Annotated in this window: 19 protein-coding genes; 4 read left to right on the forward strand and 15 right to left on the reverse strand. The window is 47.1% G+C overall.

What is annotated here, in order from left to right:
* Nucleotides 1-168: 168 nt before the first annotated feature.
* Entirely contained in the window at nt 169-801 is a 633-nt protein-coding gene (locus AC6CIF_RS05825) for a GNAT family N-acetyltransferase (protein ID WP_498198480.1), read from the forward strand.
* A gap of 137 nt (nt 802-938) precedes the next feature.
* Here AC6CIF_RS05825 and AC6CIF_RS05830 read toward each other — a convergent pair whose 3' ends face one another.
* The 4 genes from AC6CIF_RS05830 to AC6CIF_RS05845 form a co-directional block, all read right to left on the reverse strand.
* Complete coding sequence (locus AC6CIF_RS05830) at nt 939-1,634, reverse strand: 5'-methylthioadenosine/adenosylhomocysteine nucleosidase (protein WP_253501826.1); 696 nt, start codon at nt 1,632-1,634, stop codon at nt 939-941.
* A gap of 122 nt (nt 1,635-1,756) precedes the next feature.
* Entirely contained in the window at nt 1,757-2,770 is a 1,014-nt protein-coding gene (gene ccpA / locus AC6CIF_RS05835) for a catabolite control protein A (protein ID WP_036614690.1), read from the reverse strand.
* A gap of 92 nt (nt 2,771-2,862) precedes the next feature.
* On the reverse strand, nt 2,863-3,210 hold the full coding sequence (gene ytxJ, locus AC6CIF_RS05840) for a bacillithiol system redox-active protein YtxJ (RefSeq protein WP_215078203.1): 348 nt from the start codon (nt 3,208-3,210) through the stop codon (nt 2,863-2,865).
* Between the two features lie 122 nt (nt 3,211-3,332).
* Entirely contained in the window at nt 3,333-3,746 is a 414-nt protein-coding gene (locus AC6CIF_RS05845) for a hypothetical protein (protein WP_017687413.1), read from the reverse strand.
* A gap of 276 nt (nt 3,747-4,022) precedes the next feature.
* On the opposite strand from AC6CIF_RS05845, the gene AC6CIF_RS05850 reads away from it, so the two are divergent.
* Nucleotides 4,023-4,547, forward strand: coding sequence for a type 1 glutamine amidotransferase domain-containing protein (locus tag AC6CIF_RS05850; RefSeq protein ID WP_498198483.1), 525 nt, complete (start codon nt 4,023-4,025; stop codon nt 4,545-4,547).
* A gap of 120 nt (nt 4,548-4,667) precedes the next feature.
* On the opposite strand, the gene ptsP is transcribed toward AC6CIF_RS05850, so the two are convergent.
* The 4 genes from ptsP to aroA form a co-directional block, all read right to left on the reverse strand.
* Complete coding sequence (gene ptsP / locus AC6CIF_RS05855) at nt 4,668-6,428, reverse strand: phosphoenolpyruvate--protein phosphotransferase (RefSeq protein WP_036614699.1); 1,761 nt, start codon at nt 6,426-6,428, stop codon at nt 4,668-4,670.
* Nucleotides 6,425-8,305 carry a glucose PTS transporter subunit IIA gene (locus tag AC6CIF_RS05860; protein WP_498198485.1) on the reverse strand — a complete coding sequence of 627 codons (1,881 nt, stop codon included), beginning with the start codon at nt 8,303-8,305 and terminating at the stop codon, nt 6,425-6,427. Before AC6CIF_RS05860 ends, ptsP begins: the two co-directional genes overlap by 4 nt.
* Nucleotides 8,306-8,501: 196 nt before the next feature.
* Nucleotides 8,502-8,936 carry a CoA-binding protein gene (locus tag AC6CIF_RS05865; RefSeq protein ID WP_017687409.1) on the reverse strand — a complete coding sequence of 145 codons (435 nt, stop codon included), beginning with the start codon at nt 8,934-8,936 and terminating at the stop codon, nt 8,502-8,504.
* Between the two features lie 59 nt (nt 8,937-8,995).
* The gene (gene aroA, locus AC6CIF_RS05870) at nt 8,996-10,291 is read right to left on the reverse strand and encodes a 3-phosphoshikimate 1-carboxyvinyltransferase (RefSeq protein WP_498198487.1); all 1,296 of its coding nucleotides are present in this window, start codon (nt 10,289-10,291) and stop codon (nt 8,996-8,998) included.
* 105 nt (nt 10,292-10,396) lie between these two features.
* On the opposite strand from aroA, the gene AC6CIF_RS05875 reads away from it, so the two are divergent.
* Nucleotides 10,397-10,702: a rhodanese-like domain-containing protein gene (locus AC6CIF_RS05875; RefSeq protein ID WP_017687407.1), complete on the forward strand. Its 306-nt coding sequence runs from the start codon at nt 10,397-10,399 to the stop codon at nt 10,700-10,702.
* Between the two features lie 136 nt (nt 10,703-10,838).
* On the opposite strand, the gene AC6CIF_RS05880 is transcribed toward AC6CIF_RS05875, so the two are convergent.
* From AC6CIF_RS05880 to AC6CIF_RS05895, 4 genes are all read right to left on the reverse strand, one after another.
* Entirely contained in the window at nt 10,839-11,348 is a 510-nt protein-coding gene (locus AC6CIF_RS05880) for a shikimate kinase (protein ID WP_036614703.1), read from the reverse strand.
* A 201-nt stretch (nt 11,349-11,549) separates the two neighbouring features.
* Nucleotides 11,550-12,959 (reverse strand): NADP-dependent phosphogluconate dehydrogenase, encoded by a 1,410-nt coding sequence (gene gnd, locus AC6CIF_RS05885; RefSeq protein WP_498198489.1) that lies wholly within the window; start codon nt 12,957-12,959, stop codon nt 11,550-11,552.
* A gap of 172 nt (nt 12,960-13,131) precedes the next feature.
* Nucleotides 13,132-13,731, reverse strand: coding sequence for a YkzI domain-containing protein (locus AC6CIF_RS05890; protein ID WP_498198491.1), 600 nt, complete (start codon nt 13,729-13,731; stop codon nt 13,132-13,134).
* A gap of 253 nt (nt 13,732-13,984) precedes the next feature.
* A complete protein-coding gene (locus AC6CIF_RS05895; protein WP_498198493.1) occupies nt 13,985-15,277 on the reverse strand; it encodes an MFS transporter in 1,293 nt (430 codons plus the stop codon).
* A 176-nt stretch (nt 15,278-15,453) separates the two neighbouring features.
* On the opposite strand from AC6CIF_RS05895, the gene AC6CIF_RS05900 reads away from it, so the two are divergent.
* Nucleotides 15,454-16,929 (forward strand): aminotransferase class I/II-fold pyridoxal phosphate-dependent enzyme, encoded by a 1,476-nt coding sequence (locus AC6CIF_RS05900; protein WP_047844430.1) that lies wholly within the window; start codon nt 15,454-15,456, stop codon nt 16,927-16,929.
* A 207-nt stretch (nt 16,930-17,136) separates the two neighbouring features.
* On the opposite strand, the gene AC6CIF_RS05905 is transcribed toward AC6CIF_RS05900, so the two are convergent.
* The 3 genes from AC6CIF_RS05905 to AC6CIF_RS05915 all read right to left on the reverse strand — a co-directional run bounded on the left by AC6CIF_RS05905 (nt 17,137) and on the right by AC6CIF_RS05915 (nt 18,760).
* Nucleotides 17,137-17,454 (reverse strand): DUF1292 domain-containing protein, encoded by a 318-nt coding sequence (locus AC6CIF_RS05905; protein ID WP_036614722.1) that lies wholly within the window; start codon nt 17,452-17,454, stop codon nt 17,137-17,139.
* 97 nt (nt 17,455-17,551) lie between these two features.
* The gene (locus AC6CIF_RS05910) at nt 17,552-18,106 is read right to left on the reverse strand and encodes a stalk domain-containing protein (RefSeq protein WP_036614723.1); all 555 of its coding nucleotides are present in this window, start codon (nt 18,104-18,106) and stop codon (nt 17,552-17,554) included.
* A gap of 474 nt (nt 18,107-18,580) precedes the next feature.
* Nucleotides 18,581-18,760: a hypothetical protein gene (locus tag AC6CIF_RS05915; RefSeq protein WP_017687398.1), complete on the reverse strand. Its 180-nt coding sequence runs from the start codon at nt 18,758-18,760 to the stop codon at nt 18,581-18,583.
* Between the last annotated feature and the right edge of the window lie 94 nt (nt 18,761-18,854).

Raw genomic sequence — 18,854 nt, forward strand, 5'->3', positions numbered from 1 at the left:
CCAAACAGATGTTAACTATACTGTATTGAATTGTGAACATTTTTTGTCTACGCAATTATAGCAAATCTTTTCAATTGTCGTCTATGGCTTTTCAATTTTTTGGATTTTTGCTATAGCGTTCTTTTTGAAGAACAACCTCTATAAGTGGGAAAGAGAGGAGCATGAACCATGGAACATATCAAAGAATATCATATGCGTTCCATCTCCAAGTCCGGCCACCGAATTACTGTTGAAGGCCCAGTGCAGGCCGAGGAGGTAACCCGTCTTGCCTTTCATCCGGATCTGGATGCCTTTCGGCGCCCAATGGAGCAGCAGGAAGCTCTGGCCGAGATTGCAGCATTGCCTGAAGGTCGAATTATCATTGCACACGAAAATGAAACGATTATCGGTTATGTAACCTTTCACTATGCGGATGATTGTGAACGCTGGTCCGAGGGTAATATGACTGATCTGATTGAGCTTGGGGCAATCGAGGTTGCGGACGACTATCGCTCGCTTGGCATTGGACGTGAGATGTTACTTACGGCTCTGGAAGATAAATACATGGAGAACTACATTATTTTCACCACAGAATATTATTGGCATTGGGATCTGAAGGGCAGCGGATTAAACGTATGGGATTATCGCAAAATGATGGAGAGGCTGATGGAAACGATCGACATGACCTGGTATGCAACAGACGACCCCGAAATCTGTTCACATCCTGCGAACTGTTTGATGGTACGTATCGGAAGCCAGGTGCCCATCACATCGGAAGAACAGTTTGATCGTGTACGCTTCCGCCATCGGTTCATGTACTAATTCAATGATCTGTTCGAAAAACGATATACATAACAAAAACCGCCTCTCGCAGCGTTGCTCCATACTTCATGGAACAGCTAATCAAAAGGCGGTTTTTCAATGATTTTGGGTTGGTATTGCAATAGTAATTTATGCCATTACATATTTTCTAACATATGCTCCACAATACGGTGTGAACGCTGGGAAGATTCCACGGTAAATTCAGCAAAGTTAACATGCGCCGAACCATCCGCTTTATCTGACATCCCACGCAGGACAACAAACGGTACTCGATTCATGTAACAGACCTGGGCAACTGCTGCCCCTTCCATCTCGGCACATGCACCGTCCATTTCAGTATATAACATGTTAACCGTATCTTTATTCGCAATAAATTGGTCTCCAGATAACACTTTACCGACCAGGTAATTGGCTCCCTGAGCTTTACACGCTTCTTCAGCCAGTGTAATAAGCGAAGCCTCGGCAGGGAATGCAGATGTCTCCTGGTAAGGAATAACCCCGCGTGCGAACCCCAGTGGCGTTACATCCATGTCGTGCTGAACACATACAGACGATATAACCATATCTCCAATGTTCAGCTCCGGGTTAACTGCACCCGCAACACCTGTGAAGATAATCCGATTAACCTGAAAACGATCAATCAAGATCTGCGTTGTAACCGCTGCATTTACTTTACCTACGCCGGATTTGCACACGACAATTTGCTTGCCCAGCCACTCGCCCGCAACGTATGTAATGCCGGTTTGTTTGACCGTCTCAAGCTGCTTCATACCTGCCAGCAAAAGCTCAACTTCCTCATCCATCGCTCCGATGATACCAATCGTTTCACGCATCTTCTGATACCCCCTGTTTTCATTTTTAAACTAATTCAGCACAAAAGCTCCGTCTCCGGAGCTTTCGCATATCCACTATGTAGAGAGAATAATGACTTCTCCCTTACTGTATATAATCCCGATTAAACTACATCTGCATGACTTACAGACAGACGAAGAATCGTTTCATGCGGCAAAATAACCCGTGGGTTCTCCACATTTTCTTTCTTCATCAACTTGGTCAGCAAACGCATCGCTACTGCGCCAAGGTCGTACATTGGCTGAGCCACTGTTGTCAACTGAGGACGCACCATGGAAGCCATACGGATGTTATCCACACTAATAATGGAGAAGTCATCCGGTACTTTCAGACCGTCATCCTGAATGCTGTGAATGGCACCAATGGCCATTTCATCTGTAGCAGCAAAGATAGCTGATGGTTTTTTCTTGAGTCCAAGGAAATATTTCATTGCTTCCACACCGGATTCATATCGATAGTTACCGATTCGAACAAGATCCTCCTGGTATTCAATCCCCGCTGCTTCCAGTGCTTTTTTGTATCCTTGGAAACGGGCATATCCATTCGCCGGATCTTGCAGTGTACCACTGATCATCGCAATTTCCTTGTGTCCATGACGAATCAGAGTGTTTACCGCATCAAACGCAGCCGCCTCATGGTCAATATCCACTGAAGGGAATGTGCCCTTCTCATCACTTGTTGCACAAAGTACGATCGGCACAGCCGCAGACTGGAACGCCTGAATGTGTTCGTCCGTTACTGTTCCGCCCATGAAGAGCAGCCCGTCTACTTGTTTTTCGAGCAAGGTGTTAATAACACGAATTTCTTTTTCTTTCTTCTTGTCTGCATTACACAAAATAATATTGTAGTGATACATATTCGCAATATCTTCAATTCCGCGGGCAATTTCCGCGAAGGTTGAGTTCGAAATATCCGGAATAACAACCCCGACCGTGGTTGTCTTCTTGCTTGCCAGACCTCTGGCTACCGCATTCGGACGATATCCCAACCGTTCGATGGCTTCATATACTTTTTTCCGCGTTTGCGGTTTGACATTAGGGTTATTATTAACTACCCGTGATACCGTTGCCATAGACACTCCAGCTTCACGTGCCACATCATAAATGGTTACCGTCACAGTACTTCTCTCCATTACCAGTAAATTTTCATACCATTTTCATTAAGATTTATATTACGACAAATTTTTGCATTAATCAATTAAAATAGGCTTTAGGACTCACTCAAAACATTCGCAAGTGTGGTTCTAGTAATATCTGAATGGGAAGTATGCCATACAGGAATTCCCTTTTTGATCAGGATTGCCTGTGGAGATTCGTGCTTAACACCCAGCTTGTCTGCTGCTTCATTCGATACTGGGCGATCTTCCACAACATAGATGATGCCATATTTCACTTGTTCATTGGCATTGTTAAGCAAATAATCGTTCATCTCCTGATAAGCGTTCGAGCTGATCGGACAGCGCGTGCTATGCTTAAACAGAAGCAAGGGTTGATCCTTGGTAGCCTCCACTGCGGAGTTTAGCTGTTCAATACTTGTCATTTTAGTCATGTCAGCCATTAGATATACATCCCCCTTTACCAGGAATACCGCTATGTTGAGCGTTTTCACTCTTCGATATCTTAACAAAAAGTGCGCGAAAAAGCCAATTTTCATGAAAACAAGCATTTTACACGTCAAAATTAGACAGCATTTGAGAAGTACTCCTGCCACACAAATCCGGATAATTGACTTAATCTGCGCTCCGTGGTCTCAATCCACGCCGCATCACCAGACTTCGTTGCGTAACCCATAATGTCCAGCAGCAGATTGATACGCTCCTCCACTGCTTGCTGCATTCGATATTCCATTTCCCGATCGGTCGCATCCGGCCAGGCCAGCAGTAGCTCATGAAACAGGTCCGCCAGTTCATTACGTTCACCAAAAGATACGTCTTGCTTCACGGGCTGTTCACCCAATGTGTTTATGCATTCTGTTAAGTCCGGCTTGACCGGCGGAAGCACTTCGTATGATACACAGTCTGTACACGCAAATACGGGTACGTTTCGAATCTCCACTTTTTTGGCGTATACCACTGTTCTTAATTCCAACTCCATTACATGTCCACATCTGCACGACTTGCGCACCACCATCACCTCATTCGTTCTATACTCTATATAAGTACCATTCGACCTATTTCGGCTCAAATCCTGCTATAAACGAAAGGTTGCACAAATTACCACTCCCACCAGATGAAGGTTATCGAATGCAGGCAGTTACTGACTTGTAATCGCTTCCTCCAAACTGAATATGCACTTCCATGAAGTCCCTTGGAGAATCTGTTACAATTAAAGACGCAACAGACCTAATCACCGCAAAAAGGAGAGATGGACATGAGATTAACTGGTAAAAAAGTCATCGCTCTGGTCGATGAAGAATTCGAGGATTTGGAATTGTGGTACCCTGTACATCGGGTTCGTGAAGAAGGTGCAGAAGTGCATCTTGCTGGAGAGAAAAAAGGAAAAACCTATATTGGCAAATATGGTGTGCCTGCTGAAGCCGAATACAGTTTCGATGAACTGGGCAGTTCAGATTACGATGGCATTCTCGTGCCAGGCGGATGGGCGCCAGACAAGCTGCGTCGTTATCCCAAAGTACTGGAGCTTGTGAAGGAAATGAATGCAGACCGGAAACCGATTGGACAGATCTGTCATGCGGGTTGGGTGCTGATTTCTGCCAAAATTCTGGACGGGGTTACAGTAACCTCTACACCAGGCATTCGGGATGACATGGAAAATGCAGGTGCGATCTGGAAAGATGAAGCCGTTGTTGTTGATGGACATATCATCTCAGCACGTCGTCCGCCTGACCTTCCTCCTTATGGCAAGGCATTCTGTGATGCACTCGCTGACAAATAAAAATAACCCCATTGTGCTCTCATGCACAGTGGGGTTGTTTTATATAACAAGCATTCCAACGAATAATTATCACAAATGTAAATATATTAACTTAAAGGTGTTTATATCCAGTTAACCCAATTATGATGCGTTCGAACCACTTTGTTCATCCGGACTTCCCGTGGAGTCATTAAAGACTTGCAGTCGCTCCTCAATATCTCCGCTGGTCCGTAAGGCGAAGCACTTTCGCGCTTCTTCTTTGGCGGCCGATGCTGTTGTGTTCAGCACTCTGTGCTTCACACGTAACAAGGATTGTGGAGACATACTCAAGTGGCGAATGCCAAGCTCCAACCAAAGCGGAATGGCACGTTCGTCCCCTGCCATCTCTCCGCACACACTGACATCAATTCCAGCCGTATGAGCCGCATCTGCTGTCGCACGAAGCATCCGCAGAACAGCCGGATGATAGGGGTGATACATATGAGCAATCTGCTCATTCATTCGATCTACTGCCAGTACATATTGAACCAGGTCGTTCGTACCAATACTGAAGAAATCAGCTTCCTCTGCGAGCAGATCAGCAATCATCACCGCTGCAGGAACTTCAATCATAATTCCCACCTGAATGTGAGGGTCGTAGGATAATCCGCGCTCGTCCAGATCGGACATCGCCTCACGGAGAATCTCATTGGCCTGCTGAAGTTCTTCCACCGAAGAGATCATCGGGTACATGATTTTGACATTTCCAGCAGCGCTGGCACGCAGAATGGCTGTAAGTTGTGTTTTGAACAGATCCTTGCGGTCGAGACTAATCCGAATGGCTCGGTAACCCAGAAACGGATTGTCTTCCTCCGGCAGTTCAAAGTAATCGAGTTGCTTGTCACCACCGATATCCAGTGTACGAATAACAACAGATTGTCCTGCTGTTTTCTCTGCCACAAGACGGTACACCTCATACTGTTCTTGCTCACCAGGGAAAGTAGCACGGTCCATATACAAAAACTCTGTTCGGAACAAGCCCACACCTTTGGCTCCTTGTTTCAAAGCAAGGTCCAATTCCTTCACCGAACTGATATTGGAAGCCAAGTGCAAAACGGCCCCATCTTTGGTTACAGCATCCACGGTAGCAAGGACTTGAAGTTGTTCCTTTTTCTTCAGTTGTTTGCTGCGAAGCATGGTATACCGTTCAATCGTCTTGCGATCCGGGTCCGTAAATACCAAGCCATTGTCACCATCCACGACAAGCATATCCCCTGTCTCTACTGGCATGCCAAGACTCGCTTCCAGACCGGAAACGAGAGGAATGCCAAGGGCACGAGCCATAATCGCAGAATGTGATGTTTTCCCGCCAATCAAGGTTACAATACCTAGTACATGGGTGGGATTCAGATGCGCCAGTTGAGATGGCGATAGTTCTTTGGCAACAAGTACATACGGCTGGGTATCCGAAGGAAGTGTAATCTCCGGTGCACCGAGCAAATGCTTGAGCAGACGGTTACCCACATCCTTGATGTCAATGGCCCGCTCCTTCATATACTCGTCTTCCAGCAAGTCAAACATCGTGACAAAGTGGTCAATGGCTTCTTTGACCGCCACTTCTGCTGCCTTATATTGACGCTCGATAATGCCGCGAATTTCGTTCATGAATACCGGATCTTCCAAGATGGCCAGATGTGCATCAAAGATACTGGACTCCTCTGGACCAACAACTTCCTTGAACTCATTTTTGATATATTCGATCTCATCCTTAGATGTCCGTATGCCCTCATACAGCCGTTCGAACTCTTGGGCAAGATCCACCGAATCCATCTTCTGATCCGGCAGATCCCATTCCCAACTGGGCAGGACAAATGCTTTGCCGATGGCTATGCCTGCAGCTCCGTTGATGCCTTGTATCTTCATTCTACCCCTCCAACGTTCCTGTCATAGAGCACCACGGACATAACGGATGCCTGACCTTTCTTAACTTGCTTAAATGGAGCAAAACTCCATGATTTTACACGATCTGGATTCGTAATTACCATTGGTGTTGTTAGTGACGCCGCTTGATCGCGGAGTACTGCCAGATCAAACTTGATCAACAACTGCCCTGGCTCCACCGTATCGCCCTCCTGAACAAAAGCTTCAAAATGGCCTTTCAACTGAGAGGTATCGATGCCGATATGCAGTAACACTTCAAGCCCCTCACGGGTAGAAATACCCAAGGCATGCATGGTCGGGTACAAGTGCATAATCGTTCCGTACACGGGTGAGACCAGCTCTCCCTTTTCCGGAACAAAGGCTACACCATCACCGACAAGCTTGGCTGCAAAAATCTGATCCGGCACCTCTTCAATCGGGAGCATTTTGCCCTGAACGGGGGCACAGAACAGCACCTGTTGCAGATCTCTTTCCAGCAGCTTCGCGATTTCTTCCCGAATCAATTCCGAGTAGGTCCCGAATACCACCTGTACGTTACCGCCACCCAGCTTGATCAGTCCGGCGGACCCCATACTCTTCATGGCACCCGTGTCGATCAGGCGGTCATCATGCACAGTCAGGCGAAGACGTGTAATACAAGCTTCAACCTGTACAATGTTACTCTTCCCACCCAATGCTTCGAGGATTAAAGGTGCCTGATAAGGAATGTTACCTACCCAATCTTCCAGCATGGAGCCCTCTTCACGTCCTGGTGTTGGAATCTTGAACGTACGAATTGCCCATCGGAACAGGAAGTAGTAAACCAGCCCATATAGTATGCCAATCGGAATGAGCTTCCAAGCATTCTCCGATAGATGGAAATTGAGTATGTAATCAATAATACCTGCGGAGTAAGAAAATCCATGCCGGATATCAAGCCAGTAACTAATCCACATGGCAACGCCGGACATCACTGCATGCACGATGAACAGATAAGGTGCCGCGAACAAAAAAGCAAACTCAATCTGTTCCGATACCCCGGTTAGAAAACAAACGAGTGCCGATGTCAGAAAAGTTTTCTTGATTTTTGGTTTCAGATCTTCTCTGGCTTCCTGAATAATAGCAAAGGCTATTGCCGGAATGGCAAACATCATGATGGGAAACAAACCCGCCATAAAGAATCCTGCTGTTGGATCACCTGCAAAAAATCGTGGCAAATCTCCTTGCACAATGTTACCATCAGGCGTCTCAAACGTCCCTAACTGGAACCAAAACACATTGTTAAGCAGGTGATGCAGCCCGAATGCGACCAGCACCCTGTATAACACTCCGTAGATGAACAATCCAAAACCCCCGAGACTGTATTCCCAGGTAGCAATGCCGTTCAATCCATGCTGCAGGATCGGAGCGAGCCATAACATAAAACAGGAGAACAATGCCGAACAGAGTCCGACGATGAGTAAAACAAACCTTGAACCTCCAAAAAATTGTAAAATTTCAGGCAGTTTAATGCTTTTAAACCGATTATGCATCCCACCGGCAAGCGCGCCGAGTATGATTCCGATTAAGGAAGCGGGCTGAACGGTGCCATCCCCAAAGTTCCGAGTTACCTGATCATATATCACGATACCAGCCAGAGCAGCAAGTCCCGCTTGTCCGGCCTGGTTGGAGAGTCCCAGTGCTACACCGACAGCGAACAAATACGGTAAGAAATAAAAAATACCGTGTCCGGCCACGGTAGACACTTCACCGACAATATCCAATCCCCAGGCGTCCCAAGGCAGACTGCCAACACTGAGCAAAATTGCGGCGGCGGGCAGGACCATTGTAGGCAGCATTACCGCTCGTCCGAGCTGCTGCAAGGATCCGAGCCAATTCATGGCGACCTCTCCTTTCTATCCTAGATGGTAAGCTTTACGCAACGTTTTGTCAAAGCAAAACAGTAACCAATTGGTAATTAATACGGCAAAAATAGAATAGAAAAAATCCCGTCAACTTCAAGTTAACGGGATTCATCCTATGTTCATTCAATTGGGACAGATCAGGAGATCATTCGATCACAGGTGAACGAGCCTCTCAGCCGCGTCCAGCGCCGCGCAGAACGATGGAATCCTCTACCTTGATACAACGATTCGTTACCGCTGTCATGCCGTTCTCTGCAGCAATCTGGACCGCTTCATCACTATGGATGCCAAGTTGCAGCCACAGCACATTGGCTTTGATGGCAGCGGCGTCACGAGCGACATCCGCGCAAAACTCTTCGCGACGAAATACATTAACAATGTCTACCGGCTCTGGAATATCCGCGAGTGTAGCATATACCGTCTCTCCCAGGATTTCACCTTGCACCTGTGGATTAACCGGGATGATGCGATAACCTCTGCTCTGCATGGCTTCTGCCACCATATAGGAAGTGCGATCTGATTTGTCTGATAAGCCGACGACTGCGATGTTTCCTGCCTTGCGCAAAAGTTGTCCAATTTCTTCACGAGTAGGGTTGTTAAATTCCATGTTCAAGCACCATCCTTTTCTGATTAAAGTGCGTGTTCAAAAAACAGGTTTTCAGTTATTTACTCTTTTACCCATTGAACCGAGGCGCCAAGCGCCTGCAAATGATCGAAATATTGCGGATAAGACTTGGCTACATGGTGTGCATCCCGAATACGAAGCGGCTCCTTGGAACGCAGACCAACGACAGTCAGTGCCATAATTACGCGATGATCGTAGTGAGCGTTAATCTCCACGCCGCCTTCAACGCCTTCTGGACGTCCATGTACGATAATCTCAGCCTGACGCTCTTCAACGTTTGCTCCTGCCTTCCGCAGTTCGTTCAAATAATCGGTGATTCGGTCACATTCCTTGTAACGCAGGTTCTCTACATTATAGAACCGTGACGTGCCTTCCGCAAACACAGCTGCGGCTACCATAGCCAAAACGGCGTCCGTCGCGGCATCCCCGTCGAATTCGATCGCTTTCAGTCTGCCATTACCTTGAACGTGTACAACATCGTTCTCATGTGTCAATGGCACTTCCATCATGCGCAGCACGTCAACGATGGCACGTTCACCCTGTTTGCTCTGCTCCATCAGGCGCAGAATTTTCACATCAGACTGTGTAACCGCTGCTGCGGCAAGAATCGCTGCTGAGCCGGGATAATCCCCTTGAACTGTGTAGGTCGTTGGTTGGTAAGCCTGTCCACCTGGTACACGGAAGGACATATAATCATCACTTGCATGGATAACGATGCCTGCCTGCTCCAGCACTTCGAGTGTCTGTCCGATAACGACCTTGGACTTCAGGTCATTCAGCACTTCAATGGTGCTGTCTTCTGCAAGCAACGGCGTAACAAACAACAATGCACTCAGATATTGGGAACTGACGGAGCCGGATACACGAATGTGTCCACCCTTGGCATTGCCACCCTTGATTGTAATTGGCAAGCGTCCTTGTTCGTGCTGTACATCTACACCCAATTGACCAAGCGCATCGATCAGGTCATCATGGGGGCGTTTGCCCAAAGAATCCGGGTACGTATTCACAAATGTAACGTCAGGGCAGAGCGCTGTAACGCCCATCAGGAAACGAAGTACAGCACCCGCATTCCCTACATTCAATTCACGCACATCACGGGGATGACTGCCAAAACCCTGGATCACAATCTTGCTGTCGTCTTCTTCAAGTACTGCCCCCAGATCACGAATACATCTGCGCATGGCGTCACTGTCTTCACTGTGTGCCGGGAAATGAATGGTACTTGTGCCTTCTGCCAGCGCAGCAGCCAGCAAATAGCGAGTCGTGTAGTTTTTGGAGGACAGAGCCCCGATTTCCCCGTTCAGAGTGGGGGTTGGTTTAACAATAACGTCCATGGATGAAATTCTCCTTCGTTGATTATATTGTGGCCAAATTGACATTCCGTGCATCGCTTGGGTATCATTATAGCGTTAAGTCCATACAGAAAAGAGGACCTGAATATGACACAAATAGCTGAAATTGAAACGTCTGAGCTGCGCCGCCGTTTACAGGCGGGAGAGAAGCTGCAGATGATAGACGTCCGCGAGGACGATGAAGTCGCACAAGGCATGATCGAAGGAGCCAAGCATATTCCGCTTGGACAGATTCCGGACCGACTGTCTGAGATTGAGAAATCAGGCGAGATCGTGATCATCTGTCGTAGCGGTTACCGCAGTGAGCGTGCCTGTGAATATCTGCAACAACTGGGATATGAAGGCTGTACAAACATGGTCGGCGGTATGCTTCAGTGGCAACAGGAAGACTAGAGAAACCCGGAGAGAAGCGAAGTCATTTGTAACCTTGTGACCTCAGCTCTGCTCCACTCCCAGAAACGGGCCTATACGGCCCGTTTTGTTATATCTGCCACCACCTATCAACCATCAAACTTCGATGATAACAAGCTTAGACGCGGTAATGCGCTAAAATTAAACGAGTCACTTCGGCAGCGGATAACTCGGTTGTATCCACCGTATAATGTGCGAACCGATATGCGTCTTTCCGTTCTTCCATAATTGCCTGAATGCGTTCCTCTGCATTACCTGCGAGGAGTGGACGATTGTCACAGCCACTAACACGCTCTACAATCACTGCCGGATCAGCAGTCAAGGCAACAACCCAACCATTCTTCAACATCACGTCACAATTATCCGAACGCAGCACCACGCCACCTCCGGTCGCTATGACCTGTGACTTCTTCTCCAGCACCGAGCATAACATGCGGCTCTCGGCATCACGGAAATATGTCTCTCCCTTGCCAGTGAACAATTCTGGAATCGTACAGCCTTCCTCTTTTTCCACCGCGGCGTCTACATCAATCAATCGATAACCAAGCTCGCGTGCAAGCATGTCAGCGACGGTTGATTTGCCGGTTCCCATCATACCGATGAGAATAATATTGTTAGACTTGCTCAAGGTGTACACTCCTTTAATTCAAGCAATTCGTGAGCACTTTTGTCCTATCATAACACAGCCCTGCGGACTGGGAAAGACCAAAAGAGGCCTGGCGTTAACCGGCAATCACCGGAACGCCAAACCTCTTCTAAGCCCCTCAGCAGGCCAAAGCTCCTGCTTAAGGGCACTTTGGCCAAATCTAATAGACTTGTATATGTGGTACTACTCCATCCAGTTGTGGTGGAAGCTGCCTTCTTTGTCCACACGTTTGAATGTGTGAGCACCGAAGTAGTCACGTTGGGCTTGCAGCAAGTTGGCTGGCAGACGCTCTGTACGGTAGCTGTCGTAGTAAGAAAGGGCGCTGGAGAAGCCAGGTACCGGAACACCTTGTTTTACAGCAGCCGCTACAACTTCACGCCATGCGTCTTGATAAGACTCAACGATGTTCTGGAAGTACGGATCCAAGAGCAAGTTTTTCAGAGCTGCGTCTTTATCATAAGCTTCCTTGATGTTTTGCAGGAACTGCGAACGGATGATGCAACCGCCACGGAAGATCATGGCAATGTTGCCGTATTTCAGATCCCAGCCATACTCGTCGGAAGCTGCACGCATTTGTGCAAATCCTTGTGCGTAGGATACGATTTTACTTGCGAAGAGGGCTTTACGCACGCTCTCGATGAACGCTTTTTTGTCGCCCGAGAACGCTTCAGTCGCTGGTCCACTCAGGATTTTGCTAGCTGCTACACGCTCGTCCTTCATGGCAGACAGGAAACGGGAGAATACGGATTCTGTAATCATGGACAATGGTACGCCGAGATCCAGCGCACTTTGACTTGTCCATTTACCTGTTCCTTTTTGTCCAGCCGCATCCAGAATAACATCAACCATTGGTTTGCCCGTTTCTGGATCGTATTTGGAGAAGATATCTGCCGTGATTTCGATCAGGTAGCTATCCAGCTCTCCTTGATTCCATTCCGTAAAGATCGCGTGAAGCTCTTCAACGGAAACGTTCAATACGGATTTGAGCAAGTGATACGCTTCACCAATCAACTGCATATCTCCGTACTCAATACCGTTATGCACCATTTTCACATAATGTCCGGCACCATCAGGTCCAATATATGTACAACATGGATCGTCACCGACTTTGGCCGAGATCGCCGTCAGGATCGGTTCAACCAGTTTATAAGCACTTTCCTGTCCACCTGGCATGATGGAAGGGCCTTTCAGTGCGCCTTCTTCACCACCGGATACACCTGTACCGATGAAACGAATGCCTTTGTCTTCCAACTCTTTGCTGCGACGTTGCGTGTCAGGGAAGTATGCGTTCCCTCCATCAATGATGATGTCGCCCTCATCCAGGTGAGGAAGCAGTTGTTCAATGGTAGCGTCGGTTGCTTTGCCGGCTTGTACCATGATCAAAATTTTGCGCGGGGATTCCAGGGATGCTACGAACTCTTCAATGGAGAATGAGCCTGTCAGGTTTTTACCTTCAGCTTCTTTCAGAAGATCATTGGTTTTCTCCGGGGAACGGTTATATACCGATACTGAGAACCCTTTGCTTTCAATGTTAAGGGCCAAATTTTTGCCCATGACAGCCAGGCCAATTACGCCAATTTGTTGTTTTGTCATCTGGTCCTTCATCCTTTGCTCCAATTAATTTTATTGAAATAAATTCTCAACAATACTCCCATTTTAACGGTTTTATGTATAGAAGTGAACCCCGTGGCTCAGCTACGCAACGAGAAAACACCCCAATCTGCTGAGGTGTTCATCGTATTTTCATAAATACGGCCTTATCTTGTCAGCCTTCCAACATTAACAGATGTCCGGACAGCTGTTTTAAGACTTCACGGCAAGCATTTGCTTTGTCTATATTATCCATCTTCATGGCCGTGTAGAGACGTTCCAGTTCATCGTCCACTTCCATGCGCAACAACATAAGCCTTTCCTCGCCTTCACGCGAGAGGAACATTTCTTCCATCTCTTCCGCCGTCGGCGCAGGTTCCTTTTGAAAAATGACACGCTGCTTGAACCCGGACACTTCCACGAGCCGTATGACTTCGCCGAATAAAATGTTCTCCACGGTCATCTGCTGATCCTTGAAACGCTTCACAACCGCATGCCCGCGTGTATCTCCAATCAGCTTCTCCAGCCACTCTGCAAGCTTTGCATCCTTAATGATATAATCTCCAGTCATCTTGTAGTTCCCCGTGCGTGTCTGTTGAAAACGGAGCTTTACCAGCTTGCGGCCGGTCCGGACTGACAGGATAAAAAAGGATTCGTCCTCGCTCCAATATAGTGAATATCCCTCACGAATAAGGTCTCTGATCAAATTTTGGATATGCCGACGGTTGAACCGCAGCTCCAGATTGCAATATTCAACTTCATAACTCTTATTCACGGCACTCCCTCCATCTGTACCGGATCAACTCCGGCCCTCGTCTTCAATCGCTTCTACTCAATCGGCTTACCCTATTTTATACTTCATTTTATGTAAGGGTACTTGGTTATTTGACTATTTTTCACCGAAAGGACCGCCGGATTGCAGCTTTCCGCAGACGCACAGGGGCAAGCCCCCGATTATCATGATATAACGGACGCGAAAAAGGGAGTTCCACAACCATGATGGTTAACGGAACTCCCTGTTCTTTTGATTATTTGGCCGGAGCGGTGCGAAACGGATTGCGGGATAACACAAAGTGCACAACGGCAAGTCCTGCCATGACGATGGCACTGCCAATGAATGGAGCCGGATGACTCACGTGGTCCCACAGCAGTCCGGAAACAATGGGGCCTACAACCATGCCTGATCCCTGCAATGTAAGGAAGAATCCCCAGATTGCTCCCCGCTCTCCTTTGGGAATCAGCGTAGCTACAAAAGCATTCCAGGCGGGCAAAATCATGGCATAACTGATGCCGACCAGCATGACAATACCAAACACCACCGGAATGGATGTTATGGAGGAGAATGCGAACAGACTCGCCGCCGCCATCAAAAAACCAATATTCAGGAACGGTTTCGTACCAAACCTGTCTACCATTTTACCTACAGGCAGCAAGGCAATAACGGTTATTCCACCTCCCGCAATCAGCAACAAACTGTAAAGATTCGGTGAAATGTGCAGGTCTGTGCGTGTATATAGCGTGATTACTGGACTAAGCAGCCCAATGACAAACGATTGCATAAACAAGGCAGGATACACGAGTGGATTAACATTAAGCGTGCTGCGTACCCGTTGCAGTGTGCCCTTCACACTCTTTTGCAGCCGGATGAACGGCGTGAGCAGATTCGGTTTGGCTGGATATTTTCCATCACTATTCTTCGCTGCTTGCTCGGCATGCTCCCCTTCAACAACGACACGTCCAGGAAGAATCATGGCCACTAGAATAACGAGAATGGCACAACCCATTAGCACAAGGAATATAGTTCGATAATCATGATGCGTGCGCTCCAGCAGCCAGTTCATCCCTATAGGTCCAAGCCCCGTTCCCCCTAGAGCAGCCATCTCCAGCGCCCCCATTGCTGTACCATTCTTGTTCTGTGGGCCTGACATCGCAGTCACTCCTGTCATGGCGCAAGGCCATAGTGGTGACGTACCAATGCCAAGAATGAGACAGGCCATGGCCAGTCCAAAGGCACTTTTGAGAAAAAGGATCATAATAACAGCGATTAAGGTACAGATTAATGCTGTAACCATCGTTGCGCGGAACCCGATCCGTTCTGCTGCCCAGCCGGAAGGCGCCCGGAACAGATTATCACCCAGATATTGAAGAGCAAATGCCACACCAATGACGCCTGCAGACAGACCCAGTATATTGTCCATATACACGGGCAAAACAGCTACCAACAGGGCTCCTTTGATAATTTCAACTAGAAAAAGTGTCAGCCACATCGCGATAAAAAATGGTGATCGCAAAATTTTGGCTGGTTTTGTGTCGGTTTGCATTCTTTTTCCCCTTTCGGTGTTCATTTGCCTATTCCCTATCCTTAGTGTAACCGTGGGGAATGCGCCCAAATCTCCGCAATTTAAAAAATTGTCGATTATACTGTTGCATTCGGTTCTTAATTTGCTATACTCATCTTTGTTTACCAATTTTATTAGGAAGGGTTGTGACAGCACTGATGAATCACCACCGTACGCCGCTGTTTACCGCTTTAAAAAATCATGCGGCACTCAATCCGGTACAGTTTCATATTCCGGGCCATAAAAAAGGATTGGGAGCGGATACCGAATTCCGTGAATTTATTGGCGATAATGCCTTCTCCATAGATTTGATTAACATCGCACCGTTGGATGACCTGCATCAGCCAACCGGTGTCATTCAGGAAGCACAGATTTTGGCAGCAGATGCCTTCGGAGCCGATTATACCTATTTTAGTGTCCAAGGCACAAGCAGTGCCATTATGACCATGATTCTGTCTGTATGTTCACCGGGTGACAAAATTATTGTGCCCCGTAATGTGCATAAATCGGTTCTGTCCGCGATTATTTTCTCAGGCGCCAAACCCGTATTTGTTTCTCCTTCACAAGATGCCAATCTGGGCATTGACCACGGAGTGACTACACAGTCTATCCGTCGCGCACTTGAGCGTCATCCAGATGCCAAGGCATTGCTTGTAATTAACCCGACCTATTACGGCGTGGTTACCGATCTGAAAGAGATTGTTGAGCTGGCACACAGCTACCAAGTCCCTGTACTTGTTGATGAAGCACATGGCGTACTCATTCATTTCCATGAGGATCTGCCGTTGTCTGCGATGGCAGCAGGTGCCGATATGGCTGCAACCAGTGTTCACAAGCTTGGTGGCTCCATGACACAGAGTTCCGTACTCAACCTGAACACAAAGAATGGGTTCGTGAATCCACAGCGTGTACAGACGATCCTCAGTCTGCTCACCTCAACATCAACTTCATACATTTTGCTTGCTTCACTCGATACATCAAGACGTAACCTGGCACTCCACGGTCGTGAGATTGCACAGAAGGCGATTGAACTGGCTGAGTTTGCCAGACGTTCGATTAACGATATGGATGGACTGTATTGCTTCGGTAGAGAGCTGCTGGGCACAGAAGCGACCTTCAACTATGATCCAACCAAAGTAACGATCCATGTTCGCCATCTAGGTATTACAGGATATGAAACAGAGAACTGGCTGCGTGAACATTACAACATCGAGGTCGAACTTAGTGATATGTACAATATTCTGTGTCTCATCACGCCAGGAGATACGGATGACAGCGTGGATATCTTGCTGAACGCTTTGCAGGATCTCTCCCGTACCTATTATCAAGTGAACCCGGCCCATGAACTGGTCGTAAAAGTTCCGGACATTCCACAGTTGATGCTGACTCCACGTGATGCATTCTACGGTGATACCGAAGTGATTCCGTTTAAGGAATCCGCAGGACGTATTATCTCGGAATTCATCTATGTCTATCCGCCAGGAATTCCGATCCTGTTACCGGGTGAGGTTATCACCCAGGAAAATATCGACTACATCATCGATCATGTCGAAGTTGGATTACCCGTCAAAGGACCCGAAGATCGCAGCGTAACCAATGTTAAAGTGATCGTGGAAGCCGATGCCATTTTCTAAAACAACCCCCTTGCGCTGTGCAGGGGATAAACTTAACGGACCAAGCCCTAGCTTGGTCCTTTTTTATTTTATGGGACAAGCGAGTTTGCATTTTCCCGTCTATTTCGTCGTTCAAACCGGTGGTGTACATGCTCATATACCTCTTAAAAACAAAACAAAAGGCCCCCTGAGATCAAGGAGCCTTCATGTTATGTTCCAAAAGAATGACTATTCTTGTGATGCAACGAGTTCGTTGTAAGCCGCTTCAACGCGGTTCCACTCTTCTTCGTCTTCAATATTGTAGAGCACCATTTCCTCGTCTTCTTCTTCCATACGCAGGATGATGCCGTCAGCTTCAGGATTGTTACGTTCCAGCAGGAGCGCATAAACATGCTTCTCCACGTCAAACGTCTCCACCAAAACCATCTCCACGTCTTGGCCGTTCTCGTCTGTTAATGTGAGAAGGACTTCTTCATGCTCGTGGTCGTGGTCGTGGTCTTGCCCGCATCCGCAGCCATCGCCGTGTTCATGTGTGTGATCGCTCATTGAAATACCTCGCTTTATAAATAGAAATTGTGTAACCTTGCATATCGTAACATGTTCAATGACCCAGGTCAATTTAACTCACAGGGTTATTTTTGCTTCAATCGTTCAGCGCTGTAATGATTTTCTCCGCTACCAGGACGTAGCTGCTGTTTGCATTTTCTTTAATATGAAAGCCAACCTGATACTTGCCAGCACGACTGAAATCGTACGTAAAATCATATGTGCGGAACCAGAAGTTATCCTTCTGTGTCGTAAGCTCCTGGGACTGGATATCCTTCACCTGACCGCTTGGATTGGTAATCGTTACTTTCACCGCAGCTACATCTGCTGTCAGACTGTCCACTTGTGAAAATACATTGAATTTCAGCTTACCTACGTTAACGTTGCCAAATACAGTGTCTCCCTTGAAGAGAAAAATATGTACATTCGGTTTGATCACCGTTACTCTCTTGTTACTGCTGTCCCATTTGACGACGCCTCCGGCTTCTCTTACAGGTACATAGGTCGTTCCATCAATGAGATAACCTCCATCAGCTGCTTCCTTGCCGTTAATGAGAACACGAATCTTCTCGTTCACTGAGTCAGCAAACAATAAAGACCCGCCGAGCAAGGAGAATACCGTGACACAAAGCAATATTCGTTTCCATTTCATCCCGTCAATATTCCCTCCCCTGCTGCTAGCTGTTGTACATTTATACTGCAGATTCATCCACAAAGTTGCGCTGTTTTTCATCATTTTTCATTTTTTATCCAGAATTTTTTCCACCCCTTGGAATGCACAAAAAGAGGCGATCCTCATTAAAGGATGCCCCTAATCTATAACTGTTATATATACGGGATTATACGAAGAGTTATGAAGAAGTATGGCGGGTCAATATACAGGGAACGCCCTTGCCTAAAGCCCCTTCAATTCTCATACGTGCAGCATAATCCATTCCTCGTGTACAGGGTGTCTTACATCTCTCACATACATCCGAAGTGACCAACTTCATGGATACACGTATTTTATCACTCTTTAATGCGGGAGCTTTCTTACCCTTTGCTTTTGCCATCCCGGATTCCCCATTTCCCCAAGTGCTTACTGATGTAGTCCATCATATGGGGATTCGCCCGGTTGTGTGTCTATTTAGAAAACGTATTTAAATAATAAAAATATGACAAGGAGGATACCTCCGAGAATGAGCCAGTTGCTGATTTCATACCAAATGCTCTTGCCTCCGGACAGGTATTTCTGTTCATTCTCCTGATGACGCTGACGGTGGGTATCGGTCTCAGAGCCATGGGGTGGTTTGCTAAAATCCATCATAAGTACATTCCCCTTTCAGCAGTTTTGTATAAACTTTAATACCATTATAACCCATAATTGAGTGTGAAATTGATTTTTATGCTTGAAAAGGCTG

The organism is Paenibacillus sp. GQ49 (genome assembly GCF_059759055.1).